Below are 23,642 nucleotides of genomic sequence, written 5' to 3'. Positions count from 1 at the left end.
GCGCTTCCGTTAGAGCCTTGTTACTCTTTCGGAGGCTCGGCAGGCACTGGAGCCGTACCGAAACCGTTGAGATTGCGGGTCCGCACGCGCGGCACGAAAGCCCTGCCCTGTTCCGGCGAACGGCACAGAACCGGATGCACTACCGGCTCCTTGGCCTTGAAGGCGTAGGCTTTCAACAGCGCCCAATAGTTCGGGTAGACGTAGCCCTTGTTCGCGGCGAGCCATTCCTCGCGACGTGCCTGGAATAGTGTCGGCAGGCGATACCAGGCGACGGTCGGCTGTTTGTGATGAACAAAGTGCAGGTTGTTGTTCAGGAACAGGAAGGCGAGCGGCGAACGCTCAACGATCACCGTGCGGCCTTCGGGGTGTTCCGACCACTGGTGTTCGGCAAAGGTGCGGATCGAAATCAGCGACTGGCCGATCCACATGGGCACCAAGACATAAAGCCAGAGTGGAATACCGAATCCGAACTGGATTATCGGCAATACGATCGCAAGGCCGGCGCCATGCAGGAGCCAAGCCTTACGGATCGCCTTGTCTCCGGCCAGCACCTGCTTTGCGTCATCGATGAAGAACCCGATCGCAGCCAGCCAAGGGCCGAGAAAGAAACGCCCGATCATGGTGTTGTTGACCTTTAGCAATGCCTTCATCGCGGCAGGCATTTCCTCGTGCATCCAAAGCGCCTGGTAGTAGCTTTCCGGATCGTCAAACGGATCGGTCAACCGCTCGTCGGCATGATGACGCAAATGCAGCGTCTTGAACCGCCGGAACGGCCAGACCAGGCCGATGGGCAGAAACACAAAGGCCTCGTTCACCAGCGCGTTTCGAGTGGGATGGCCGTGCAGGATTTCATGGACCAGCGAGGATTGCAGCGCCACGGTGAAGGCCAGAACTGCAAGCGCCAGCACCGGATATGCGTTCCAGATCAGCAGACCGGCGATCAGCCACGTTCCGTAACAGAACAAGGCCAGAAACACCGTAGGCCACTCAATGGCCGGTAAACGCTCTGCTCTACCTGTTCTTTTCACCATATCCCTGGCCCCGCCCCGGCGCCGGAATCTCGAGCGATTCCTGACAGCATAGTGTCAGTAGTCTGTTGTGGTCACAATGCGATAATGCGCACAAGGTGTTGCGATTGCGCATAAAAAGCCTCAATAGTTGTAGAAAGTAAACACTTTTAAGGATTCATTTACGCCTATGTACCGGTGTTGGGCACTGAGGCAGAAATTTTTCCTCCTTTTCAGGGTAGATTTCGATGGACAAGCGCGATCTCTCAAATCTGTTTCGGGAGCGCCTCAAACTGCTCCTGACAAGATCGGACCTGAACCAATCCGCATTCGCGACAGCGGTGGGCATTGACCGTTCGGCCCTGTCCCAACTGCTTTCCGGCGCATCGACACGATTGCCGCGTGCGGAGACGCTGCTCAACATGGCGGCGGAGTTCAAGGTTTCACTCGACTGGTTGCTGGGTTTGAGCCAGGACGAGGGCGTAACGGGCGAAATTCGGGAAAGCCTGGAGATCGAGGAGGCCGCCGGCGGTTTCGACCGCACGCTGCTGGCGAAATGGCATGCGGAAGCGGCAGGGTCCAAAATCCGCTATGTACCCGCAGGCATTCCTGACCTTTTGCGCACTGAGGCGCTTGTCGAATATGAGGCGGGCATCACCAACAAAAGCAGGCGTGCACAGGCCGGCGAAACGCAATATCGCATTGACTACAACAGGCGGCCTGAGACCGACATGGAAGTCTGCATGCCGCGACATACGCTGGAGATTTTCGCCCGCGGTCTCGGTGTATGGGACGGTTTTGCCGAAGCCGACAGGCGCGAGCAATTGCTGCATATGTCGGCGCTGCTGGACGACCTCTACCCGACCTTCCGGCTGTTCCTTTATGACGGCCGTATGCGCTATTCCATTCCCTACACGATCTTCGGCCCTTATCGGGCTGCCATTTATGTCGGCGACATGTATCTCGTGCTCAATGCCATCCAGCCGATCCGCACGCTGACCAGCCATTTCGACAATCTGATCCGTGCCGCCGAGATCAATGCACATGAGGCAGCAGCCTTTGCGCAGCTGCTTTCGGAGATGCGTTTCGATGATTGAAGTCAACCGAGACATTGACCCGACATAAAGATTTCTTTATATCATTATCTCGACAAGACCTCATTGAAGGCGAACCTTCCCATGACGAATCCGATCGATGCGCTCATTGCAGAAAAGGGCGTGCTCCTGGCCGACGGTGCAACAGGCACCAATCTCTTTGCGATGGGCCTTCAAGCCGGTGAGGCCCCGGAACTGCTCAATGAAACCGCGCCCGACACCATCACCAGCCTGCACCAGAACTTCGTCGATGCAGGGGCCGACATCATCCTGACCAATTCCTTCGGAGGCACGCGCCATCGGCTGAAGCTGCACAAGGCGCAGGACCGCGTGCATGAACTCAACAAACGTGCCGCAGAAATCGCCAAGGCAGTAGCCGACAAGGCAGGCCGCAAAGTGATCGTGGCCGGCTCGGTCGGTCCAACTGGCGATTTGCTCGTCCCGCTCGGCACAATGACCTATGAAGACGCAGTCGACGCCTTTGCCGAGCAGATCGAAGGACTGAAAGCGGGCGGAGCCGAAGTCGCTTGGATCGAGACGATGTCCGCGCCGGATGAAATCCGAGCCGCTGCCGAGGCTGCGATCCGGGTCGGCCTTCCCTACACCTATACCGGTTCTTTCGACACCGCTGGCCGCACCATGATGGGCCTGCTGCCCAAGGATATCCACGCCGTTGCTGATGGGCTTGAACAAGCGCCGGTCGGCGTTGGAGCCAATTGCGGCGTCGGCGCTTCCGACATTCTTGCTTCGTTGCTCGATATGACCGAGGCCAAGCCGGAGGCGACCGTCATCGTCAAGGGCAACTGCGGCATTCCCGAATTCCGCGGATCGGAAATCCACTACTCCGGCACGCCGGAACTTATGGCCGACTACGTAAGGCTGGCAATCGACGCCGGTGCAAAGATCGTCGGGGGTTGCTGCGGCACGTCGTTCCAGCACTTGGCCGCTATGCGCCAGGCGCTCGACACACACCACAAGTCGGGGCGCCCGACTGTGGACTCCATCGTCGAACGCATCGGCCCACTTCGTAACAAGCAAGCCACCGCAAACGTTGCTGAAACTTCGGAAGGTCGTCGCGAGCGCCGGCGCTCGCGCGGCTAATAATCTTATTCGCTATTGTCTGCGTAGGCAGACATGACGGATTTTTGGTCGATTTTGGCCCCGTCGTCGCGCGCCATAAGCATCAGTGCATCGGACGAACGTGGATCGGACAACTTTTCCAGCGCAGCGCTGAAACGTTCGTTATGAAGCGCCGAGAGCGCCACGCGCCGCGCGGTATCGACATCGTTCATGATGCGGCTGGTTTCGACGGATCTCGATTCCGAAACTGGTGAGCCCCGGCTAGCCGAGGCTGGTGTCCAACCGGAATTGCCGTCGATGCGCATTCTGAGCCCTCAAAGCTGCATAGCACCAGTTTCTACCATTGTTGAATTTCAATGCGGTACCCAAAATCTCGCGCATTTTAACGACTGGGAAAAGCTGGCGGACAAAGACTTGCCCACCAGCCCGGATTGAAAAGCTGTTACTGTTTGCCCGCCAGAGCCGCTGCCAACCGGACCAACGCAAGGAATTCCGAGCGGTAGCCGAACGGATCGGACCCGCGAGCCGCCGAAGCCATGTCGAGAATGCGGCCATAGCCAAAGTCCGCCATCGCATCTTCATTGCGCAGTTTCTGGCCGAAGGCAGCTACGGCGATAGAAAATCGCTGGTCAGCACCGGCAGCATCGAATGAGGCCACTTCGTTCGAAGTCGTAACCGGGGTCGTGATGAGCTTTGAAATCTCCGCGTCAGGCAGTTTGTAGCGGATCTTCACAAAGGCATATTCATTGGCATTGGCCACCCCGCCATTGGCGGTCGCCGCCTCGCCATAGCGCAGCGGATCGATCTGCTGGGTAACCCCCTTAGGCGTGATTTCATAGATTGCGGTGACGGAGTGACCCGAGCCGATATCGCCGGCATCGACGCGATCATTGTTGAAATCCTCCCGGTTCAGCGCACGCGTTTCGTAGCCAATGAGACGGTACTCCGCGACCTTCTGCGGGTTGAACTCGACCTGTATCTTCACATCCTTGGCGATCGGGAAGAGCGTCGAGGAGGCATCCTGCACCAGCACCTTTTCAGCTTCCGCCAGCGTGTCGATGTAAGCCGCCGTACCATTGCCGTTCTGAGCAATGGTCTGCATCATCTGGTCGTTGAGATTGCCCCGTCCAAAGCCGAACACCGACAGGAAAACGCCAGTCTTGCGCTTGTCTTCGACAAGGCGTTTCAGATCATCGTCATCCGTCTGGCCGACGTTGAAATCGCCGTCCGTAGCGAGCATGACGCGATTGATGCCGTCCTTGACGAAAGACTGTTGGGCAAGCCGATAGGCTTCACGGATACCCGCCTCACCTGCCGTCGATCCGCCCGGCTGCAACCCATCGATGGCAGCCAGGATTTTGGTTTTGTCGGATGCCTTGGTCGGCTCCAGCACCGTTCCCGCGTTGCCGGCGTAAGTGACGATGGAAACGGTATCGTCAGGCTGGAGCCTGTTAACCAGAAGGCGAAACGCGGACTGGAGCAGCGGAAGCTTGTCGGGCTCGTTCATCGAGCCGGAAACATCGATCAGGAACACCAGATTGGCCTTCGGCTGCGCGACGGGCTGCACATCATAGCCCTTGATCGCCACATGCATGAGCTTGTGCTGTGCATTCCACGGCGCGGGCATGACCGTCACTGTCGAATTGAACGGCGTTTCAGCCGTTTCCGGCCCCTTCCAGTCGTATGGGAAGTAGTTGACCATCTCCTCGACACGCACGGTGTCGGCTTGCGGCAGCAGTCCCTCCTTCAACGACCGGCGTACGAACGAATAGGATGCGGTGTCGACATCTATGGAGAACGTCGAAACCGGATTTTCTGCTGCGGAGCGGATCGGATTTGTCTTGAATGTTTCGAGCCGGTCGCGGTTTTCGGGTTGCGGCAGATAGAGCTCGGCAGGCGCAACTGGCTCCGCCGCCGTCCTGAGATCAGCAACGCCGGGCGCAGCACCACCCGCCGCGCTCTCCGCCAACGGCGCGGCTGCCGGGGCCATAGCGTTCTGCTGCATGACGCTCAGATCGGCCGGCGCTTCCCGCTTCAAAACCTGCGCTGCCGTTAGCGTATCGCTTTCCGCATCGGCCTTCTTTCTCATCTCGGCGGGAGCAACAGGTTTCGGCGCGGGCTTGCTCGCGGGAACATCGCTGACGCTCTCCTCCGCCCGGAACCTGAACGGGGAATCCTGCAGCAGGTAAAGCGCTGTGTAGCCGGCAATCGGCAAAGCCACGAGACCGGCAATGGCTGGCGCGGCAAACAGTTTCTTTTGCATGATGTCTCTCCAAAGCTTGCTTGCTCGTTCGGTGAGACGTGGCCCGGAGGCCGATCCTTGGGGCGTAGATGCAATTTCTTCTTGCGCGTCGAAAGCTGCCATCGCCGCATGCAGCGCCCCTACCTTTGCCTCGGGGCGCGGCTTAGGTGCGGCAAGATCGTGCAGCCTGCTGAGTTCGCTCTCGTTGACCATGGTCACACTTCCCCGGCTGAGCGCATCAGCACTTTTAGCCGTTTCTTCGCTTCATGGATGTGCCACGACACCGTCGCTTCCGAAATTGTCATCACCTCGCCGGCAGCAGCGTGGCTCAATCCCTCGCCATAGACGAGAAGTACCGCATCGCGCTGTTTGTCAGGCAGTTCGCGCACCGCAAGCCAAAGCTCATCGAGTCGCGCGCCTTGATCGTCCGTCCCATCACCCGCAATCGATGCATGAACGCCATAGGCATCGGTCCTGGCGACGTCGCGGGCGGTTTTGCGGGCAAGGTCACGGGCCGCGTTCATCGTCATGGTGTAGAGCCATGTGGTGAAGGCACCCTCGCCGCGATAGTCGCGGATGGAGCGACCAAGCCTGATGCATACCTCCTGGGCGATGTCTTCCGCATCGTCGCGACGACCGCACCAGCGCCACGCGATGCGATGGACAAAATCATAGTGCCTTTCGACAAGCGCGCCGAAAGCCTTCCTGTCTCCGTCCTTAGCGCGGGCGATCAACTCCAGATCGGAAGCGTCGCCATCATCCAGCATCATCGCCATCATCGCTTTCTAGACGACGGTGATCGGCAATTCCTTGGGTGGGTAGAAGATTTAATCGGCAACCCACGCAAAAATTCAGTTCGAGGTTAAAAAACCGGCTTCAACATGCGACGAAGCACATCGGTTCTGGCGATGAAATGCTGCCAGAGCGCCCCGGCAGCGTGCAAGGCAACGACAATGATGATGACCGGTTTGGCCAGTTCGTGGATTTCGCCGGCATCTCCAATGCCTCCAAACCACGCAACCATGCCCGATACCGGCATTGCAAAGATCGCCACGTAAAGCAGGAAGTGCGCGGCAGAGGCGGCCCAGCGCTGAAAGGCGCGCTCTCCGGCCGGAGCGGCAGGCGCTCCATTTCGCCACCGCAGGAACAACCGGACGAATGCCAGAAGCAGGATGGAAATGCCGACATAGACATGAATGTATGCACTAAAGACGTCCGTTTCCGCCGGTACGGTTCCTCGTTCGAACGCCCGATATGCAGGTTTGTTCAGATCGCCCATCACAAGCTGGAATATGACAAGCGCCGCAATGATCCAGTGAAGGGCTATATGCGCAGCACTGTATCCCAAAGGCCGTCGAGCAACCATGATCCGATCCTTGTCCGCTTGAGCACTATTGGCTCATTTGCAACAAAGGATTGCGACGCATTTTCGACTGAACCAGACATGTGTTCGCTGTTCCATCTCTGGTTCTGATTGCCAGTTTTCGCATGCATCACCTTTGTCCCAACATGTGCGATCAAAAAACCCTGGCTGGCGCCGGCGCAATGCCCGGCGGGGCGGGCGCAATCAAGATTTCGTGCAGATCGCTAGCGAGCGAAGGCTGCCATGTGAAAAGCCTGTACTTCGCTAGGATACCGATAGGCCGTTCCATATGGACAAGCATTACGGTCAAAACAACCTAGGGCCAAGCATGGCTCGCCAACCACACTGCGAACATGAGCCAGACAATCCCGGTAGGCAAAACCGGTCGGCGAGTATGCGTCGACAGGACAGGATTTCATGCAAGGTTTTCCGACACATGTATCGCAAAGGTGATTCACTTTGTCAGGAGTTCGAACTTCGATCTCGCGGTCGAAAAGGAGTGCGCCACGATAAGCGTGCCATAGGCCGTATTCGGGATGCATGAGAATGCCGAGCGGTGACGGCTTCAATCCCTCGGCCCGCATGGCCCATTGCTGGAACGGCAGGAATGGCCGATCGTTAGGCGATACCGCCCTCACCCCGAAACGATCCGCGACCTCGCCAATCACCTCGCGCGACCAGGTATCGAGCGGATTTGCCAGATCATCCGGCTTTCCTTGCCGCCAGCGCATGAAATGCGGCCAAGGAGCTGCACCGGCCTGCCCCACCAGCAGGACAGCTTTGGCAGGCTCGCCGGCGATCGAGGCCGGCGCGGCATCCGCTTCAGTGAAGTTGAAGCAGCCTCGTACGATCAAGCCGTGCGCGGCAAGGGCTTCCTCGATCACGGTGTCAGCGGGTTGCGGCTATCGGCGAGGATGCGCCCGCCGAGCACAATGAAGCAGGCCCCTGCGGCGCGTTCAATCCAATGACGCGCCCTGCCAAAAGAACGAACAACCGGTGCCGAGGACATGAACAGGCTGACCAGTGAATACCAGGCAAGAGAGCTTGCGACGACCAGGGCGATCATGGTCACCATCAGCCAGATAGGTGTCGCCGCCGTCACCGAAGTCGCAAAAACGCTGGCGAACAATACGATCGCCTTGGGGTTGGTCAGCGTAACGCCAAGGCCGAACAACAGCGGATTGCCGCTTTTCGCTTGGTCATCGATTTCAACAGCCTCGGGTTTCGCAAACAGCAGCCGGATGCCGAGATAGACCAGATACGCGCCACCAGCGACGCGGATCAGCCAGGCGAGCCATTCGAATTTTGTCAACACTGCCGACAGCCCGAGCAGGCCAAGCGTCGCGTAAATGCCGAGCCCGATCGAAACGCCGACCGTCGTCAACAGGCCAGCCTTGGTACCGCGCGTCATTGACGAACGCACCACGCCGACGAAATCCGGCCCCGGCAACATGAGAGCAGGAATGAAAATCGCAAAAACGCTGATGAGAACGACTGTTGGCTGCATGGCCGGCACCATTGAAACCCTGAGAAGAAATCATGCCGGGCCATCTTCAGCAAGCGCGAACCGCTGTACCAACAGGACGGAAATGGCGATGGCCTCGACACATTCATCGTTGCCAAACGCCCATTATTATAGTATCGAGTCGCTATTAAATCCGCGGTCACGCAATCTGAGATGAATATCTACGCTCGCACCCATATCGCCATTCCTTTTGCCAAGGCCCAGGAGCATCATGGCAATGTGAGACAGATGTTCTCATGACAGTCGGCACAAGCCATCCGCATTTCGAAAGCCAAGCAGACACTAGAATGAACACGACATCTTCATGGCTCCCCAGCCTTTTGACCGAAAATCCCGAATCCGGTTTTGCACTCGCCCTGAAACTTTCGCGCATGGCGGTGAAGTTCACCCAGCCCTCGGCCGAAGTCCGTTCCGAATTGCGCCCCGACTACGAGCGTGATGCGGATGCCCTGATCGCCGCCTCGCACGTGGTCGCAGTCAATTTTGCGACAATCGCTGCGGCGAACGGCTACTGGCGATAAGCACACCCAACATGAGCAACAAAGACGTAAAAGCGCCCGAACTGATGGTCGAGCGCTGGTTCAACAGCGCGGCCCCGATCACACTGGAAAGCCTTCGCGGCCGTCCCGTACTCCTGCACACGTTTCAGATGCTGTGCCCAGGTTGCGTGACCCAAGCCATACCGCAGGTAAAACGCATTGCGGCGATGTTCCGCAAGGAAGACCTCGCTGTGATTGGCCTCCACACCGTGTTCGAACACCACGACGCAATGACACCTGTGTCGCTCGAGGCATTCCTGCATGAATACCGCATAACGTTTCCGGTTGGTGTCGATCAGCCAAGCGAAAATAGCCCAATTCCGCGAACAATGGCCGCCTACGGCTTCCGTGGCACACCGTCGCTCGTGCTGATCGACAAGGCCGGCAACATTCGTCACCACGGCTTTGGCCAGGAAGACGAAATTGCATTGGGTTTCCGGTTGGGGATGCTGATGTCGGAAACGGCACCCGCTCAACAAGCGACGGCGACAGATGCGCCAGACGGTTGCGGCGCAGAGGGTTGCACGAGTTCGTAGCAAGAATAGTTGCGCACTGCCTTGCGCCGACAGGCCACCTGATGTGCGTCGAAGTTCGGGGCAGGACGAGCCGAAACGGCAGCTTTCGGGAACCGGAGCGGAGTGTACATGAAGGCACATGAGCACCGGAAGCGCAGAAAACTGCCAATTGCAGGCCGCCATCACCTGAATATCAAGATGCGCTAGCCAACACTTCCCTTGTCCGGGTCGGAAAACGCGCTCCGCCAGACTTCCTTGTGAATGATGTTGGCCACTTTAGCCCGGCCTGTAACGGGCTCCCTTCAAGTGAAGGCGTCGGGCATCGACTCCTTCTTCTTCGAGATGAAGTCCTTCAGTCCGTCGTCGATGCCCGGATCGAGGAACGGTGCTTCGTAGCTTTCCAGCCAGTGGCGCGCGAGCACGTTGGCGCGCTGGGGGGCGCTCTTCTCTCCTTCCGCCAGCCACTGCTCGAACGAATTGTTGTCGGCGATCGAGGAACGGTAGAAAGCGGTCTGGAAATTGGCCTGGGTGTGGTCACAACCCAAGAAGTGGCTGCCGGGTCCCACTTGGCGGATGGCATCCATTGCCTGCCCGTTTTCGGACAGATCGACGCCCTCGCTGAACTTCTGCTGCATGCCGAGCTGGTCGATATCCATCATGAACTTCTCGTAGCAGGAAGCCAGGCCGCCCTCGAGCCAGCCAGCCGAGTGCAGCACGAAATTGGTGCCGGCCAGAATAGTCGAACTCAACGTGTTGGCGCTCTCGTAAGCGGCCTGCGCATCCGGAATCTTGGAGGCGCAGAGCGAGCCGCCGGTGCGGAAGGGCAAGCCGAGACGGCGCGCCAGCTGTGCTGCGCCGTAAGAAACCAGAGACGGTTCCGGCGTACCGAAGGTCGGCGCTCCGGATTGCATCGAAATCGACGAGGCGAAAGTACCGAACAGAACTGGTGCACCGGGCCGTACCAACTGGGTAAAGGATGCGCCGGCCAGCACTTCGGCCAACACCTGCGTCAAAGTGCCCGCAACAGTTACCGGGCTCATGGCACCGGCAAGGATGAACGGCGTGACGATGCAAGCCTGATTGTGGCGCGCATAGACCTTGAGCGCCCCCAGCATGGTCTCGTCGAACACCATCGGCGAGTTGGCGTTGATGAGCGAGGTCAGCACGGTATTGTTCTCGACGAAGTCGTCGCCGAACACAATCTTGGCCATCGAAACCGTATCTTCGGCACGCTCAGGTGCGGTTACCGAGCCCATGAACGGCTTGTCGGAATACTTGATGTGGCTGTAGATCATGTCGAGGTGCCGCTTGTTTACCGGCACGTCGACCGGCTCGCAGACGGTTCCACCCGAATGATGGATAGACGGAGCCATATAGGCGAGTTTCACGAAGTTTCGGAAATCCTCGATCGTGGCGTAGCGGCGGTTGCCATCGAGATCGCGCACGAAAGGAGGTCCATAAACCGGAGCAAAGACCGTGGCATTGCCGCCGATCTGCACCGAACGCTCCGCGTTGCGGGCATGCTGGGTATAGATAGGCGGTGCAGTCTTGAGCAGCGAGCGGCATAGACCCTTGGGGAAATGCACGCGCTCGCCTTTAACGTCGGCGCCGGCTTCTTTCCACATCTGCAACGCTTCCGGGTCATCGCGGAAGATGATGCCGGTCTCTTCGAGAACGATATCGGTGTTCTTCTCGATCAGCGCCAGGCCCTCCTCGTTCAGGACCTCGTAGACGTTGATCTTTCGCTTGATGTAGGTGAGCTGGGTGCCAGGGCCGCCGCCGCTGCGCGCCGCGCGTCGCGCCGCCGCGCCGCCGCTTGCGCCACGACCGCGCCTGCCACCCGCCGATTCCTGCTCGACTGCCGCGTTTTCGCTCATGATGTTCTTCCCTGAAATCCGGTTCGGCCGCACTTTCCGCGGCCCCTTGGCGGATCGTAGCCATGCACCCTATTCGAAACGGCCCGTCCGCGCCAACGCCTGTCGCAAAATCGACAAGAATTCAAAGAGATTTCCAGTCGCTTTCCCATTGCAGGAAGTCGCAAATCAGCTATGGAACAATTCGTGCTAGCGATACGTATTGGCAGACTGATCATTGCCCTGCGACATCGTCGCGCGGCAGCATGGAGTTGAAGACATGGCCGACGATGACGAGATCATCCTTTCCGAACTTTCCGACGACGAACTCGTGCAGCAGATGCACGACGACCTATACGACGGTCTGAAGGAAGAAATCGAGGAAGGTACCAATATCCTTCTCGAGCGCGGGTGGGTACCTTACAAGGTTCTGACCGAGGCGCTGGTCGAGGGAATGCGGATCGTAGGCGAGGATTTCCGCGACGGTATCCTCTTCGTTCCCGAGGTTCTGCTCTCCGCTAACGCCATGAAGGCCGGCATGGCCATCCTGCGTCCCCTGCTCGCCGCTACCGGCGCTCCCAAGCAGGGCAAGATGGTGATCGGAACGGTCAAGGGCGACATCCACGACATCGGCAAGAACCTTGTCGGCATGATGATGGAGGGCGCTGGCTTCGACATTATCGACCTCGGCATCAACAACTCGGTCGAAAAGTACCTCGCCGCCATCGAGGAACACCAGCCCGACATCCTCGGCATGTCGGCCCTGCTGACAACCACCATGCCCTACATGAAGGTCGTCATCGACACTTTGAAGGAAAAGGGCATTCGTGACGAATATGTCGTCATGGTTGGCGGCGCGCCGCTCAACGAGGAATTCGGCAAGGCCGTCGGCGCCGACGCCTATTGCCGTGACGCGGCTGTAGCCGTTGAAACCGCAAAGGACTTCATGAAGCGCAAGCACAATCTGCGCGCATCTGCCTGATGAAAAAGGCCGCGCCTTGCGGCACGGCCCTTCCGCCCCCACATCCGGGACGGACAATGCAAATGCTAGTTGTTGGCAAATGCTAGTTGTTGACTGTGTCCTCTACGGCGTTGGCCGTCGCTTTGACATCCTTGCCGACACCGCGGACGGTGTTGGCGCACGCGGCAAGCGCCAAGGCACAGCAGATAACAGCTACAGGCGCAAACAGTGATAGCTTCATGGACGGTGTCTCCCGCATTCGGTAGGCTCGCATGAAAGCAACGGAAACCGCCCCGACTGGTTCCATGAATATCGTAGGAAAACAGCAACCCGGCCAAGGCGACAAAGTTCTCGTCATCGCCTGCGGCATGCTTGCGCGCGAGATTCTTGCAGTCAAACAGCAGTTGAAGCTCGATCACCTTGAACTGACCTGCCTGCCGGCAGAGTTCCATTTCTATCCCGAACGCATCGTTCCAGCGATGGACAAGGCGATCGAGGAGGCCAGGACAAAGGGCTACGAGAACATTTTCGTCGGCTACGCCGACTGCGGCACTGGCGGCTTGCTTGATCGCGTCTGCGAAAAGCATGGCGTCGAGCGCATGGCCGGCCCACATTGCTTCGCCTTCTATCAGGGCATGGACGCCTATGCGAAAGTCGCCGACGACGACATGATGTCGTTCTACATGACCGATTTCCTCTGCCGCCAGTTCGATGCCTTCTTCATGAAGCCGCTTGGTCTCGACAAGCACCCGGAGTTGATTGCGGATTATTTCGGCAACTACGAAAAACTGATCTATCTCGCCCAGACCGACGATCCGGAACTGGACAAGGTCGCCGAAAATGCCGCCAAACTGCTAGGCCTTGTCTATGAGCGTCGACCGACCGGCTATGGCGACCTGACGGCAGGGCTTGCGCGCGCCGGCACTCCCGTCTTGTAATGGCAACTCGGGCTTTGCCCGCGTTCACGCCAGCGGGAGAACTCCATGAAGGTTGTCACCATCGCATTTGCCGCAGTTGCAACGCTTGCGGCAACGACCGCATTCGCTGACGGCGAAGTCCAGAAGCTGATGACTGTAGCCGACAAGGCCCGACTCGAAACCTATGGTGAAACGCGCAAGGCCGCCTTGCAGGAAGCCAAGGCCGGCGATCCGGCCGAAGTCAGGGAGCTGGACGAAGTTCTCGGCCGCAACATCGTTTCCTTTTCCAATCAGGATCTTACCGGTAAGTGGCAATGCCGCACCATCAAGGCCGGCGGACTTGGCGCGCTGGTCATCTACGACTGGTTCAAATGCGAAGTCTCCGACGATGGCTCTGGTTGGATGCTGAAGAAGACGACCGGATCACAGCGGACCACCGGTCGCCTCTATGACGACGGCGAGAAGCGCGCCATCTATCTCGGCTCATTGCACTACAACGACGATCCGGTGAAACCCTACGGCGCCGACCCCGAGATGGATCAGGTCGGCTATGCCTTCCGAACCGGTCCCGATGGCTGGCGCATAGAATTTCCCAAGCCAGTTCACGAATCCGTTCTCAACATCATTGAGCTTCGGCGCTGAACCGAAATCGACCGCCTCATTCATTCTATCTGTGGACCACGCCGGCCAAACCTGCCCGGTTGCGTCGCGGTATGCGACATCATCTCAAATTGCGTCGCATTCAGGCGTCGCTTTTGAATGCACGCGCGTCGTCCCATGAGAAGCGGGACGATATTGCTTACGGCAATGCTCATAAACGCAAGGAGTTGGAATTCATGGCCGATCTTATCGTTGTTTTCTGGCGCGACATCCCCGCCCAGGTCATCGTGAAAAAGGGTCGGCAAAGCGCCAAGCGCGAATTGCCGTTGCGCTTCATCGAAGCGATTGACATGTGCGCCATGCGCAGCGGTGCAAAGGACAGCAGCGACTATCTGGAAGACTGGCGCAAGGCCGATCCCATCCCTGTCGGCGACGATCTCGAGGCCGAGGCCGATCAGGCCGCGGCAAAACTGGAAACCGAATACGACAAGGCGAGGCTTGTTGCCCTCGTCAATTCTGGCGGCAAGGAAAATGCCTGATACCCAGCCGATACCGACAACCGCTTCCGTGCCTGCGGGCGATCCGCAGGCCACGCCACCCAGCGCGCCGCCCGGAGTGACCCAGGCGACCGTCGTCAAGAAGGCCGCGCCAAAGACGGACTACAAGCCGTCCGACGTGTCGCCCCAACGGCGCGTGCAGCGGTCATTTGCGGTGAGGCTGTGGTCAGTCCGGCATTCGCGCCTCCTGGAGTGGTTCTATGCCAGGTTCGCCGACGCCTTCCTGATGCTGCATCCATTGTGGAAAAGCATCGGCTACAGCCGCGTCGAAGCGCCGGTCAAGTTCATCGAAAAGCGCGTCAAGGGCTTCATGTTCGACTGCCGTATGTGCGGACAGTGCGTTCTTTCCTCCACCGGCATGTCCTGCCCGATGAACTGTCCCAAGCAGTTGCGCAACGGCCCATGCGGCGGCGTGCGGGCGAACGGTCATTGCGAGGTCGAGCCGGACATGCCGTGCGTCTGGGTCAAGGCTTGGGAAGGCTCGCGCAACATGGTGCACGGCGATGCCATCCTCAATGTGCAGAAGCCGGTCGACCAGTCGTTGCGCGAAACATCTGCCTGGCTGCGCGTCACCGCGCAGGCTGCCGCGGCAAAGGAAGCAGCCCGCAACGCGGCCAACGGAGCGTCGGCATGAACGCGACACCCACGCATCAGCGCGACGAAAACCCGGCCGGTCCGCACCTGCCGCTGGAGCCCCTGCCCGGCCACACCTCGCGTGGAAGGCTTGAGCGCGTCCTGCGGCGCGGCGAATTTGCGGTGACCACCGAGCTCAACCCGCCCGACAGCGCCGATCCCGAGGATGTTTACAACCGCGCCAGGATTTTCGACGGCTGGGTCGATGCCATCAACGCCGTCGATGCGTCAGGCGCCAACTGCCATATGTCGTCGGTCGGCATCTGCGCGCTGCTGACGCGCATGGGCTATGCTCCGATCATGCAGATCGCCTGCCGCGACAAGAACCGCATCGCCATCCAGGGCGACGTGCTGGGCGGCGCGGCAATGGGCGTCGCCAACATGCTTTGCCTCACCGGTGACGGCGTGCAGGCAGGCGATCAGCCAGGCGCCAAGCCGGTGTTCGATCTCGACTGCATGTCGCTGCTCGAAACGGTCCGCGTCATGCGCGACAATGGCAAGTTCCTGTCCGGCCGCAAGTTGACGACGCCGCCGCAGGTTTTTCTCGGCGCAGCGATAAATCCTTTCGCCCCGCCATACGATTTCCGCCCTCATCGTTTGGGCAAGAAGATCGCCGCCGGTGCGCAGTTCGTACAGAGCCAGTACTGTTTCGACGTGCAGATGTTCCGCACTTATATGCAGCGCGTGCGCGACCTCGGCTACACCGACAAGGTCTTCATCCTGTGCGGCGTCGGCCCGCTGGCATCCGCCAAGACGGCAAAATGGATCAGATCCAACGTGCCCGGCATCCATATTCCCGATGCTGTCGTCAAGCGCCTCGAAGGCGCGCAGGACCAGAAAAAAGAGGGCAAGCAGCTCTGCATCGACATCATCAACGAGGTGAAGGAAATTCCCGGCGTCTCCGGCATCCATGTGATGGCTTACCGCCAGGAAGAATATGTCGCCGAGATCGTCGATGAATCGGGAGTGCTGAAGGGGCGCAAGCCCTGGAAACGCGAAGCGCGTAGCGACGATCAGATCGTTGCCGAGCGCCTTGACCAGATACTGCATGAAAACATGACCGAAACCCAGGTGGACATGGTCAAGAGCGCGCATTGAAAACGCAGACTGGCGCTTGATCGAAAACAGATAACGATATAAAGAAATCTTTATATCACAACGGAGAGATTGCATGACCCGCACGATCGTCGCTTCTGCGACCCGCGAAATCGTTATCGGTTTCGATCAGCCCTTCTGCGTGATTGGTGAGCGCATCAACCCGACCGGCCGCAAAAAGCTGGCGACGGAGATGCAAGCAGGCAACTTCGAAACCGTCATCAAGGACGCTCTGGAGCAGGCAGCCTGTGGCGCCACCATGCTCGACGTCAATGCTGGCGTGACGTCGGTCAATCCGAACGAGACCGAACCCGGCCTTTTGGTGCAGACGCTTGAGATCGTGCAGAATCTTGTCGACCTGCCGCTTTCAATCGACTCCTCCGTTTCCGGCGCAATCGAGGCGGCACTCAAAGTTGCCAAGGGCCGCCCGCTGGTGAACTCCGTTACCGGCGAGGAAGAGAAGCTTGAGGCCATTCTGCCTCTGGTCAAGAAGTATAACGTGCCTGTCGTTGCCATTTCCAATGACGAGACTGGCATTTCGATGGATCCCGACGTCCGTTTCGCCGTTGCCAAGAAGATCGTCGAACGTTGCGCGGATTTCGGCATTCCCGCTCACGACGTCGTCGTTGATCCGCTGGTGATGCCGATCGGCGCGCTGGGCGACGCGGGCCGTCAGGTGTTTGCGCTGCTGCGCCGTCTTCGCGAAGAACTCAAGGTCAATACGACTTGCGGTCTTTCCAACATCTCGTTTGGCCTGCCGCACCGCCACGGCATCAATGCCGGCTTCATACCGATGGTGATCGGCGCCGGCATGACCTCGGCCATCATGAATCCTGTTCGCCCTCAGGAAATGGAAGCCGTCCGCGCAGCCAACGTGCTTGCCGGCACCGACCGGGATTGCACCAACTGGATCAAGACCTACAAGGACTACAAGCCGGGCGAGCATGCAGCACCGGCACCTGTCCCTGTTTCGGCGCCCGGAGAGGCCGGGGCAAATGGTGGACGCCGTCGCGGCGGACGTGAAGCTCGCATGGCGCGGGGGTGAACCAACATCTGAAATGATTGCATTCCTGCATAAGCATTTCCGGTCTGCCGGCCATCTTCCTCCCATGGAACGACGCCCGACATCACTGCTACTTTCGCCGGTTTCCAACGCCGCAGGACATGCGTCGACCTCGCAACCGCCCGCCCTTTCCCTTAGTCGGGAAATGGCCGGCGGGCTGAAGGGGATTTTCAGATGAACTCTCCCGCCAACATCACCGATCCGCTCGTCCTTTTCATGCCATCAGGCAAGCGCGGACGATTCCCCATCGGCACTCCGGTACTGGATGCGGCCCGCCAGCTTGGCGTCTATGTCGAAAGCGTATGCGGCGGACGCGCCACATGCGGCCGCTGCCAGATCGAAGTGCAGGAAGGTAACTTCGCCAAGCACAAGATTGTCTCCTCCAACGACCACATTTCCCCGAAGGGGCCCAAGGAAGAGCGCTATGAACGCGTGCGTGGCCTACCTGAGGGCCGCCGCCTTTCCTGCTCGGCCACCATCCAGGGCGACCTCGTCGTCGATGTGCCGCAGGACACGGTCATCAACGCGCAAACCATCCGCAAGGCTGCCACCGACCGGGCGATCGAGCGCAATGCCGCCGTCCAGATGTGCTATGTCGAGGTGGACGAGCCGGACATGCACAAGCCCCTCGGCGACCTCGATCGTCTGAAGGCTGTGCTTGCCAAGGATTGGGGCTGGAAGGACCTGCGCGTCGCCCAGCACCTGATACCGGAAGTCCAGAAGATCCTGCGCAAGGAAAAATGGGCAGTCACCGCCACGATCCACAAGGACATGGAATTCTCGCGCGCCACCTTGATCGCGCTCTACCCCGGCCTGAAGAACGAAGCCTACGGCGTCGCCTGCGACATTGGTTCGACCACCATTGCCATGCATCTGGTGTCGTTGCTGTCGGGTCGTATCGTTGCCTCGGCCGGTGCCCCGAACCCGCAGATCCGCTTCGGTGAAGACGTGATGAGCCGCGTCTCCTACGTCATGATGAACCCGGACGGCCGCGAAGCCATGACCAAGGCCGTGCGTGAAGCGGTAAACGGCCTGATTGGAGAGGTCTGCGAACAGGGCGGCGTCGATCGCAACGATATCTTCGACAGCGTTTTCGTCTGCAATCCGATCATGCACCACCTGTTCCTCGGGATTGACCCGACTGAACTCGGCCAGGCGCCGTTCGCGCTCGCAGTCTCGAGCGCCGTGCAGGGCTGGACGCATGACATTGGCATTGAAGTCAATCGCGGCGCCCGCTTCTACCTGCTGCCCTGCATTGCCGGTCACGTCGGCGCGGATGCCGCAGGTGCAGCCTTGTCCGAGGGCCCTCACCGCCAGGACAAGATGATGCTGCTGGTCGATGTCGGCACCAACGCCGAGATCGTGCTTGGCAACCGCAACCATGTCGTGGCCGCATCCTCCCCCACCGGGCCCGCCTTCGAAGGCGCCGAGATCTCCTCCGGGCAACGCGCCGCTCCGGGCGCGATTGAACGCGTGCGCATCGACCCTGAAACATTGGAGCCGAAGTATCGCGTGATCGGCGTCGACAAGTGGTCCGACGAAGACGGCTTCGAGGAAGCCGCAAAGGCGACCGGCGTCACCGGCATCTGCGGTTCGGCGATCATCGAGGTCGTTGCCGAAATGTATTTGAGCGGGCTTATTTCCGAAGACGGCGTCGTTGACGGAGCGCTTTCGGCACGCACCCACCGCATCATCGAAAACGGCCGTACTTTCTCCTACCTGCTGCGTGACGGCGAACCGCGCATCACCGTAACGCAGAACGATATCCGAGCCATCCAGCTCGCGAAGGCCGCTCTTTATGCCGGCATCAAGCTACTGATGGAAAAGCAGAACATCACTGGCGTCGATACGATCCGCTTCGCCGGCGCTTTCGGGTCGTTCATCGATCCAAAATACGCCATGGTGCTCGGCCTGATCCCCGATTGCGATCTCTCGGAAGTCAAGGCTGTCGGCAATGCCGCCGGCACGGGTGCGCTGATGGCTCTGCTCAATCGCGATCACCGACGTGAAATCGAACGTGAGGTCTCGAGGATTGAAAAGATCGAGACGGCACTTGAGCCTGATTTCCAGCAACTCTTCATCAATGCCATGGCGTTGCCGAACAAGGTCGATCCGTTCCCGCGGCTTTCCGAGCAGGTAACGCTGCCGCCGCGCAGCGCAGTCAGCGAGGAAGGCGGCTCAGTCGAGAGTGCTGCCCCGCGCAGGCGCTCGCGCGAGGAGCGAGCCGCGAGGCGTGGCCGAAGCTAAGCCGTATTCCACCGGGGCAGATATTGGCGCGTGTCGCTCGCTCGGCTTGACATGACCCGTCGACAGGAAACATCTTCCTGACGGGGCTTGCCACGTCTGTTCCGCTATGGCGGATGAGTGTTCAGTCATGCCCAGCCTGGCCAGCCACGTCATCGCATTCGTCCTTCGCCATAGCCGTAAAAGGGCTTTCTCAAGTCCGCAGGCCATGCACCAATGGATCGCGCATGCCCGCAAGAAGGAGAGCCATCGCCCTCCCGCTTGGATGAAATCGCGCTTCGATATCACCAACGGCAATATCGCTGGATTTCCCGTTTACGAAATCGCGCCACGGGCAGACGTCTCCAAGCGGATTCTCTACATGCATGGCGGCGCCTATATCTTTGAAATCACGTCATATCATTGGGGATTGATTGCCGAGATGGCAGATCGTCTCGGCTTTGGCATCACGGTGCCGATCTACCCCATCGCACCCGAGCACGATTTCCACGACATGTTCGGCATGGTCAGCGAAGTCTACCGGCAGATGCTGGTGCAAACGCAGGCACAAGACATCGTTTTCATGGGCGATTCTGCTGGCGGCAACATGGCGGTGGTCCTGACAATGATGATGGCCGAAGAAGGTCTGCCGCCGCCAGGCAGCCACGTCCTGATCTCACCCGGCCTCGACATGACCCTGGCCAACCCGAAAGTCCTCGAAGCCGAAAAGGCGGATCCCTGGCTCGGCATCCCGGGAGGGCTTGAAGCGATCCGCCTGTATGGCGCGGGCATGGAGCGCAGCGACTGGCGCATCAGCCCGCTTTACGGCAACCTCTCGGTGTTGCCGCGAACGCTGCTGCTCACCGGTTCGCACGACATGCTTAGTCCCGACAATCTCGTATTCGCTGAGAAAGCCCGCGCGCAGGGTGTCGAAATGGACGTTCTTTACGAGGAAGGCATGTTCCACGTCTGGCCGTTGATTCGGATGCCGGAGGCTCGCCGCGCCCGCGACCGCATAGTTGCATTTCTGAGCAACAGCGAAGCCGAAGCCGGGAAAGCCATGTCATCCTGACCGGACGTTTCAGCTGGCCATGAAACGCTCTAGAACTTGCCCGTTTCGCGAAACACTTCAAATGTCGCTCGAATATGGTCGGCAACGGCCTTCACCGGAGCGCTTGCGTCAGGCGACATCACCATGGCGAGGTTGTAGTTGCCGATATTGGGCAGACCGTCCTTCGGGCCAAGCTCGATCATATCGCTACCGAGGAAAGATTTCGGCAACGGAGCGACCGCCAGGTCGGCCATGATTGCCGCACGCTGGCCTGCCGTATGCGAACTCATATAGGCAACGCGATAGTCGCGCCCCTCCCTGCCAAGAGCTTCCAGCGCGCCCGCTCTCCACGCACACCCCTCCTCCCAGATCGAGACGGGGAGCGGCTCCCGCAGGTGCGCACAGCCGCCCTTGGCGCCGGCCCACACGATCGGTTCGGTCAAAAGCACCTCTGCCCCATTGGCGCTGGACTTGTAGGAATTGGTAAGCAGCGTGATGTCCAGCGCCCGGTCATCCATGCGCCGGCGCAGATTGACACTCTGGTCAATGGTGACATCGACGGCAATCGACGGATGGGACTGCGCGAAGCGCTTCAGTACATGCGGCAGCACCCGTTCGCCATAGTCGTCCGGGGATCCCAGTCGCACGATGCCGACGATGTCGGGGATTATGAACTTTGATACAGCCTCGCGATTGATGGCAAGAAGGCGGCGGGCGTAGCCCAGCAACATTTCGCCATCCGTGGTCAGCGCCACCGAACGCGCGTCACGCGCGAAGACCGAACGGCCGAGGATATCCTCAAGCTTCTTGATCTGCATCGAAACCGCAGATGGCGTGCGGAACACGGCAGTCGCTGCCGTGGTGAAGCTGCCGGTTTCGGCGATTGCGACGAAGGTGCGCAGCACATCGAGATCGAGCAGCGGGAGCGGATGGTTGAGTGGAGCGTTCATTCGGATCAGCTTTCAATTTTTCTGATACAAAGCATCATTCCATTTCGTTTGATTGAACATCAATTCGGGCAGATAGTCAACTCCATCAAAGGCAAGGCAACGAAACAGCAAGACCTGCTTCCGCCGGCAAAAGACTTCGATGGAACCGCGCACCCAGCGTATCGCGCAAACCCCTCATACCTCCGGGGATTCCCGGCCATTTTGGAAGGAGAATGAAATGTCCATCCTGTCCTCCATCGGCCGCATCGCGACCGAATTCAGCGCAGCCCGTGCCCGCTACCAGACCGAGCGCGCGCTCCGTTCCCTGCCCGCCGAACTTCAGAAAGACATCGGCTGGCCGGAAACAAGCGGCTCAGTTCCGTCATCGAGGGTCTTTTCCACCCGAACCGGTGTCGGCGTCTGGGCCGGAGCGAAGTAAACATGTGCAAGATCGACGGGACCCGCCGTGCAGAAGGCGCGACGGGTCCTTGCTACGTCTGAAACAAGCCATACGCGCGTCGCATGACGCATATGAGCAAATCGCATGACGCCGCTAAAATAACACCAACCTATTGTTTCCAATGGATATTGCGACGAATCCCAACCGGCTGCCGCATATTTGATGTCGCTTTTCCTGCTAACCGCTTCGTTTTTGCGATTTAGTTTGCATACAAACAGGCATATATGCAGTGCAACAAACGAGCTGCCCCACTCCATCAAGCGAAGGCGACCCGTCTTGGCAACCGAATGGAGTTTGCAATGAAGCTTTTCGCTCGCCTGTTTGCACGTCGTGAAATCAATCTGACGACCGCTCTGGAGCGTCAGCGCCTGTCGAAGACCATGCCCGGCCAGACCGGCGCAGTGGCCGCTGCCCGTCTCGGCTTCATCGCCTGATAATTCGAGGTTCACTTTGCCGCGCCCTGCTTGCGGCAGGCTTGATCAAGTCACCGCGTCGATCATCCGACGCGGTTTTGCTTTGCGCGCTTTCCCTGAACGCCGTCCGGCAAGCCACAAGGCTGCACTTGCATTCTGCATTGGTCGAAAACCGACCTCGCTATAAAAAATATCCTGTTACCGACACCCTAGCTAATTGACACGAAAGCGTTTTCCTGATGACGCTGTGCTGATAGCGACGTTCTGTCTGCGTCATGGCATCGGGAGGGTACCTTGAACGCTGTCAAACAACCGGTCAAAAGATCGTTTGTCTTTTTTCTCGTTCCCGACTTCACCATGATCGCCTTTGCGACGGCGCTCGATCCGTTGCGCTCGGCCAATCGAATGCTTGGTTATGAAGCTTACACCTGGCGCTTGGCCAGCATCGACGGCAGGCCGGTACGCGCCTCCAATGGCGTCGAATGCGCCGTCAACACTTCGCTGGAGGAAGAACGAAAAAAGATGTCCGGTGCCGACCGGCCTTCCATGGCCATCGTCTGCAGCGGCCTCGAAGTCGAAAAATACCACAACAAGTCGGCGTTTGCCTGGCTTCGCGAGGAATACAATCGCGGAGTCGCCGTAGGCGGCCTGTGCACAGGGGCGCATATCCTCGCTGCTGCCGGACTGTTGTCCAACAAGCGTTGCGCCATCCATTGGGAGAACCTGCCGGGCTTTTCGGAAGCGTTTCCCAAGGCCAATGTCTTTGCCGACCTCTTCGAAATCGACCAGAACGTCTACACTTGCGCCGGCGGCACCGCTGCGCTCGACATGATGCTGAAGTTGATCGGCGACGATTTCGACGAAAACCTCGTCAACCGCGTCTGCGAGCAGGTCCTGACTGATCGTGTGCGCAGCCCGACCGACCGTCAGCGCCTGCCGCTACGCGCCCGCCTCGGCGTGCAGAACTCAAAAGTCCTGACCATCATCGAACTGATGGAGGCAAATCTGGCGGAACCGCTGTCTCTGATCGAGATCGCCGACCATGTCGACCTTTCTCGTCGCCAGATCGAGCGCCTGTTTCGCTCGGAGATGGGGCGCTCCCCTGCCCGCTACTATCTTGAAATCCGGCTCGACCGCGCCCGCCATCTGCTGATCCAGTCGTCGCTTCCGGTGGTTGAGGTTGCGGTGGCCTGCGGCTTTGTTTCCGCATCCCACTTCTCCAAGTGCTATCGCGAACTCTATGCCCGCTCGCCGCAGCAGGAGCGTGTCGACCGCAAGCAGCTACTGGCAGCTTGAGCCCCAGCTGGGGTCAGGACCTGTTAATTTGACTGGAATGGCCGGCGCGAATTCGTGCGGATGCGCGAAGCAAGGTCGTGGGAAGGCTGGAGCCTTTCAAGGGCTTGCGACAAAGCAGTCCGTGCAAATTCGCCCGATCCGAAGCATGATCGAACTGGCGCCAGTGTGCTGCGTCAAAGCCCTCAACCGGGGAACAACCCCGCTCTTCGGACTTTTCCTTGCATCT

The 23,642-nt window shown here is 59.2% G+C and carries 26 protein-coding genes and 1 pseudogene; 16 read left to right on the top strand and 11 right to left on the bottom strand.

The window, feature by feature from the left end:
• Positions 1–20 precede the first annotated feature (20 nt).
• Complete coding sequence (locus ASD50_RS15985; protein ID WP_056243167.1) at positions 21–1,031, bottom strand: fatty acid desaturase; 1,011 nt, start codon at positions 1,029–1,031, stop codon at positions 21–23.
• 224 nt (positions 1,032–1,255) lie between these two features.
• Between ASD50_RS15985 and ASD50_RS15980 the strand changes: the two genes are divergently transcribed.
• Both ASD50_RS15980 and bmt read left to right on the top strand, forming a co-directional pair.
• Entirely contained in the window at positions 1,256–2,104 is an 849-nt protein-coding gene (locus ASD50_RS15980; protein ID WP_056243165.1) for a helix-turn-helix domain-containing protein, read from the top strand.
• Positions 2,105–2,185: 81 nt separating this feature from the next.
• Positions 2,186–3,202 carry a betaine--homocysteine S-methyltransferase gene (gene bmt / locus ASD50_RS15975; protein WP_056243770.1) on the top strand — a complete coding sequence of 339 codons (1,017 nt, stop codon included), beginning with the start codon at positions 2,186–2,188 and terminating at the stop codon, positions 3,200–3,202.
• Positions 3,203–3,207: 5 nt separating this feature from the next.
• On the opposite strand, the gene ASD50_RS15970 is transcribed toward bmt, so the two are convergent.
• From ASD50_RS15970 to ASD50_RS15945, 6 genes are all read right to left on the bottom strand, one after another.
• On the bottom strand, positions 3,208–3,486 hold the full coding sequence (locus tag ASD50_RS15970) for a hypothetical protein (RefSeq protein ID WP_056243163.1): 279 nt from the start codon (positions 3,484–3,486) through the stop codon (positions 3,208–3,210).
• 137 nt (positions 3,487–3,623) lie between these two features.
• Complete coding sequence (locus ASD50_RS15965) at positions 3,624–5,636, bottom strand: vWA domain-containing protein (protein ID WP_056243162.1); 2,013 nt, start codon at positions 5,634–5,636, stop codon at positions 3,624–3,626.
• Between the two features lie 2 nt (positions 5,637–5,638).
• A complete protein-coding gene (locus ASD50_RS15960; protein ID WP_056243767.1) occupies positions 5,639–6,199 on the bottom strand; it encodes an RNA polymerase sigma factor in 561 nt (186 codons plus the stop codon).
• Positions 6,200–6,285: 86 nt separating this feature from the next.
• Positions 6,286–6,789 carry a cytochrome b gene (locus tag ASD50_RS15955; RefSeq protein ID WP_056243160.1) on the bottom strand — a complete coding sequence of 168 codons (504 nt, stop codon included), beginning with the start codon at positions 6,787–6,789 and terminating at the stop codon, positions 6,286–6,288.
• 221 nt (positions 6,790–7,010) lie between these two features.
• Positions 7,011–7,670 carry a hypothetical protein gene (locus ASD50_RS15950; RefSeq protein WP_056243158.1) on the bottom strand — a complete coding sequence of 220 codons (660 nt, stop codon included), beginning with the start codon at positions 7,668–7,670 and terminating at the stop codon, positions 7,011–7,013.
• Positions 7,667–8,293, bottom strand: coding sequence for a LysE family translocator (locus ASD50_RS15945; protein ID WP_056243764.1), 627 nt, complete (start codon positions 8,291–8,293; stop codon positions 7,667–7,669). Before ASD50_RS15945 ends, ASD50_RS15950 begins: the two co-directional genes overlap by 4 nt.
• 305 nt (positions 8,294–8,598) lie before the next feature.
• Between ASD50_RS15945 and ASD50_RS15940 the strand changes: the two genes are divergently transcribed.
• Positions 8,599–8,832 (top strand): hexameric tyrosine-coordinated heme protein, encoded by a 234-nt coding sequence (locus ASD50_RS15940; RefSeq protein ID WP_056243156.1) that lies wholly within the window; start codon positions 8,599–8,601, stop codon positions 8,830–8,832.
• Between the two features lie 11 nt (positions 8,833–8,843).
• Positions 8,844–9,386, top strand: coding sequence for a TlpA disulfide reductase family protein (locus ASD50_RS15935; RefSeq protein ID WP_056243154.1), 543 nt, complete (start codon positions 8,844–8,846; stop codon positions 9,384–9,386).
• On the opposite strand, the pseudogene ASD50_RS24330 reads toward ASD50_RS15935, so the two are convergent.
• Both ASD50_RS24330 and ASD50_RS15930 read right to left on the bottom strand, forming a co-directional pair.
• Positions 9,267–9,548: pseudogene (locus tag ASD50_RS24330) on the bottom strand (hypothetical protein); the annotation flags it as partial. The gene ASD50_RS15935 and the pseudogene ASD50_RS24330 overlap by 120 nt on opposite strands.
• A gap of 119 nt (positions 9,549–9,667) precedes the next feature.
• A complete protein-coding gene (locus tag ASD50_RS15930; protein ID WP_056243152.1) occupies positions 9,668–11,242 on the bottom strand; it encodes a trimethylamine methyltransferase family protein in 1,575 nt (524 codons plus the stop codon).
• A gap of 256 nt (positions 11,243–11,498) precedes the next feature.
• On the opposite strand from ASD50_RS15930, the gene ASD50_RS15925 reads away from it, so the two are divergent.
• A complete protein-coding gene (locus ASD50_RS15925) occupies positions 11,499–12,200 on the top strand; it encodes a corrinoid protein (RefSeq protein ID WP_056243760.1) in 702 nt (233 codons plus the stop codon).
• A gap of 82 nt (positions 12,201–12,282) precedes the next feature.
• Here the strand turns inward: ASD50_RS15925 and ASD50_RS22675 are convergent, their stop codons facing one another.
• Positions 12,283–12,420 (bottom strand): entericidin A/B family lipoprotein, encoded by a 138-nt coding sequence (locus tag ASD50_RS22675; protein WP_082549699.1) that lies wholly within the window; start codon positions 12,418–12,420, stop codon positions 12,283–12,285.
• A gap of 64 nt (positions 12,421–12,484) precedes the next feature.
• Here ASD50_RS22675 and ASD50_RS15920 point away from each other — a divergent pair, with 64 nt between their 5' ends.
• From ASD50_RS15920 to ASD50_RS15885, 8 genes are all read left to right on the top strand, one after another.
• Positions 12,485–13,117, top strand: coding sequence for a DUF1638 domain-containing protein (locus tag ASD50_RS15920; protein ID WP_056243758.1), 633 nt, complete (start codon positions 12,485–12,487; stop codon positions 13,115–13,117).
• A 45-nt stretch (positions 13,118–13,162) separates the two neighbouring features.
• Complete coding sequence (locus ASD50_RS15915) at positions 13,163–13,738, top strand: DUF4893 domain-containing protein (protein ID WP_056243150.1); 576 nt, start codon at positions 13,163–13,165, stop codon at positions 13,736–13,738.
• Positions 13,739–13,932: 194 nt separating this feature from the next.
• Positions 13,933–14,235: a virulence factor gene (locus tag ASD50_RS15910; protein ID WP_056243756.1), complete on the top strand. Its 303-nt coding sequence runs from the start codon at positions 13,933–13,935 to the stop codon at positions 14,233–14,235.
• Positions 14,228–14,887 carry a methylenetetrahydrofolate reductase C-terminal domain-containing protein gene (locus tag ASD50_RS15905; RefSeq protein ID WP_056243148.1) on the top strand — a complete coding sequence of 220 codons (660 nt, stop codon included), beginning with the start codon at positions 14,228–14,230 and terminating at the stop codon, positions 14,885–14,887. The genes ASD50_RS15910 and ASD50_RS15905 overlap by 8 nt, the downstream gene beginning before the upstream one ends.
• On the top strand, positions 14,884–15,984 hold the full coding sequence (locus ASD50_RS15900) for a methylenetetrahydrofolate reductase (protein WP_056243146.1): 1,101 nt from the start codon (positions 14,884–14,886) through the stop codon (positions 15,982–15,984). Before ASD50_RS15905 ends, ASD50_RS15900 begins: the two co-directional genes overlap by 4 nt.
• Before the next feature lie 73 nt (positions 15,985–16,057).
• Complete coding sequence (locus tag ASD50_RS15895; protein WP_056243144.1) at positions 16,058–17,026, top strand: methyltetrahydrofolate cobalamin methyltransferase; 969 nt, start codon at positions 16,058–16,060, stop codon at positions 17,024–17,026.
• Between the two features lie 192 nt (positions 17,027–17,218).
• Entirely contained in the window at positions 17,219–19,291 is a 2,073-nt protein-coding gene (locus tag ASD50_RS15890) for an ASKHA domain-containing protein (protein ID WP_056243141.1), read from the top strand.
• Positions 19,292–19,418: 127 nt separating this feature from the next.
• The gene (locus ASD50_RS15885) at positions 19,419–20,339 is read left to right on the top strand and encodes an alpha/beta hydrolase fold domain-containing protein (RefSeq protein WP_056243139.1); all 921 of its coding nucleotides are present in this window, start codon (positions 19,419–19,421) and stop codon (positions 20,337–20,339) included.
• A gap of 29 nt (positions 20,340–20,368) precedes the next feature.
• On the opposite strand, the gene ASD50_RS15880 is transcribed toward ASD50_RS15885, so the two are convergent.
• The gene (locus tag ASD50_RS15880; RefSeq protein ID WP_056243138.1) at positions 20,369–21,268 is read right to left on the bottom strand and encodes a LysR substrate-binding domain-containing protein; all 900 of its coding nucleotides are present in this window, start codon (positions 21,266–21,268) and stop codon (positions 20,369–20,371) included.
• 217 nt (positions 21,269–21,485) lie between these two features.
• Between ASD50_RS15880 and ASD50_RS15875 the strand changes: the two genes are divergently transcribed.
• The 3 genes from ASD50_RS15875 to ASD50_RS15870 all read left to right on the top strand — a co-directional run bounded on the left by ASD50_RS15875 (position 21,486) and on the right by ASD50_RS15870 (position 23,416).
• The gene (locus ASD50_RS15875; RefSeq protein ID WP_056243137.1) at positions 21,486–21,686 is read left to right on the top strand and encodes a hypothetical protein; all 201 of its coding nucleotides are present in this window, start codon (positions 21,486–21,488) and stop codon (positions 21,684–21,686) included.
• Positions 21,687–22,006: 320 nt separating this feature from the next.
• Positions 22,007–22,141 (top strand): hypothetical protein, encoded by a 135-nt coding sequence (locus ASD50_RS24130; protein WP_156465128.1) that lies wholly within the window; start codon positions 22,007–22,009, stop codon positions 22,139–22,141.
• 336 nt (positions 22,142–22,477) lie between these two features.
• Positions 22,478–23,416 (top strand): GlxA family transcriptional regulator, encoded by a 939-nt coding sequence (locus ASD50_RS15870; RefSeq protein WP_413813900.1) that lies wholly within the window; start codon positions 22,478–22,480, stop codon positions 23,414–23,416.
• The last annotated feature ends 226 nt before the right edge of the window (positions 23,417–23,642 follow it).

It is taken from the genome of Mesorhizobium sp. Root552, assembly GCF_001427285.1.
GTDB lineage: Bacteria > Pseudomonadota > Alphaproteobacteria > Rhizobiales > Rhizobiaceae > Mesorhizobium.
Note: the sequence above shows the minus strand (reverse complement) of the source record. Positions and strands in the feature narration are given on the sequence as shown.

Excerpts from the sequence above, each read along its gene's own strand:
- ASD50_RS15880 (WP_056243138.1), bottom strand. The coding sequence starts at position 21,268 with ATGAACGCTCCACTCAACCATCCGCTCCCGCTGCTCGATCTCGATGTG.
- bmt (WP_056243770.1), top strand. The coding sequence starts at position 2,186 with ATGACGAATCCGATCGATGCGCTCATTGCAGAAAAGGGCGTGCTCCTG.
- ASD50_RS15925 (WP_056243760.1), top strand. The coding sequence starts at position 11,499 with ATGGCCGACGATGACGAGATCATCCTTTCCGAACTTTCCGACGACGAA.
- ASD50_RS15900 (WP_056243146.1), top strand. The coding sequence starts at position 14,884 with ATGAACGCGACACCCACGCATCAGCGCGACGAAAACCCGGCCGGTCCG.
- ASD50_RS15890 (WP_056243141.1), top strand. The coding sequence starts at position 17,219 with ATGAACTCTCCCGCCAACATCACCGATCCGCTCGTCCTTTTCATGCCA.
- ASD50_RS15930 (WP_056243152.1), bottom strand. The coding sequence starts at position 11,242 with ATGAGCGAAAACGCGGCAGTCGAGCAGGAATCGGCGGGTGGCAGGCGC.
- ASD50_RS24130 (WP_156465128.1), top strand. The coding sequence starts at position 22,007 with ATGAAGCTTTTCGCTCGCCTGTTTGCACGTCGTGAAATCAATCTGACG.
- ASD50_RS15870 (WP_413813900.1), top strand. The coding sequence starts at position 22,478 with ATGATCGCCTTTGCGACGGCGCTCGATCCGTTGCGCTCGGCCAATCGA.
- ASD50_RS15895 (WP_056243144.1), top strand. The coding sequence starts at position 16,058 with ATGACCCGCACGATCGTCGCTTCTGCGACCCGCGAAATCGTTATCGGT.
- ASD50_RS15940 (WP_056243156.1), top strand. The coding sequence starts at position 8,599 with ATGAACACGACATCTTCATGGCTCCCCAGCCTTTTGACCGAAAATCCC.
- ASD50_RS15960 (WP_056243767.1), bottom strand. The coding sequence starts at position 6,199 with ATGGCGATGATGCTGGATGATGGCGACGCTTCCGATCTGGAGTTGATC.
- ASD50_RS15915 (WP_056243150.1), top strand. The coding sequence starts at position 13,163 with ATGAAGGTTGTCACCATCGCATTTGCCGCAGTTGCAACGCTTGCGGCA.
- ASD50_RS15910 (WP_056243756.1), top strand. The coding sequence starts at position 13,933 with ATGGCCGATCTTATCGTTGTTTTCTGGCGCGACATCCCCGCCCAGGTC.
- ASD50_RS15965 (WP_056243162.1), bottom strand. The coding sequence starts at position 5,636 with ATGGTCAACGAGAGCGAACTCAGCAGGCTGCACGATCTTGCCGCACCT.
- ASD50_RS15885 (WP_056243139.1), top strand. The coding sequence starts at position 19,419 with ATGCCCAGCCTGGCCAGCCACGTCATCGCATTCGTCCTTCGCCATAGC.
- ASD50_RS22675 (WP_082549699.1), bottom strand. The coding sequence starts at position 12,420 with ATGAAGCTATCACTGTTTGCGCCTGTAGCTGTTATCTGCTGTGCCTTG.
- ASD50_RS15955 (WP_056243160.1), bottom strand. The coding sequence starts at position 6,789 with ATGGTTGCTCGACGGCCTTTGGGATACAGTGCTGCGCATATAGCCCTT.
- ASD50_RS15905 (WP_056243148.1), top strand. The coding sequence starts at position 14,228 with ATGCCTGATACCCAGCCGATACCGACAACCGCTTCCGTGCCTGCGGGC.
- ASD50_RS15920 (WP_056243758.1), top strand. The coding sequence starts at position 12,485 with ATGAATATCGTAGGAAAACAGCAACCCGGCCAAGGCGACAAAGTTCTC.
- ASD50_RS15970 (WP_056243163.1), bottom strand. The coding sequence starts at position 3,486 with ATGCGCATCGACGGCAATTCCGGTTGGACACCAGCCTCGGCTAGCCGG.
- ASD50_RS15875 (WP_056243137.1), top strand. The coding sequence starts at position 21,486 with ATGTCCATCCTGTCCTCCATCGGCCGCATCGCGACCGAATTCAGCGCA.
- ASD50_RS15985 (WP_056243167.1), bottom strand. The coding sequence starts at position 1,031 with ATGGTGAAAAGAACAGGTAGAGCAGAGCGTTTACCGGCCATTGAGTGG.
- ASD50_RS15935 (WP_056243154.1), top strand. The coding sequence starts at position 8,844 with ATGAGCAACAAAGACGTAAAAGCGCCCGAACTGATGGTCGAGCGCTGG.
- ASD50_RS15980 (WP_056243165.1), top strand. The coding sequence starts at position 1,256 with ATGGACAAGCGCGATCTCTCAAATCTGTTTCGGGAGCGCCTCAAACTG.
- ASD50_RS15945 (WP_056243764.1), bottom strand. The coding sequence starts at position 8,293 with ATGCAGCCAACAGTCGTTCTCATCAGCGTTTTTGCGATTTTCATTCCT.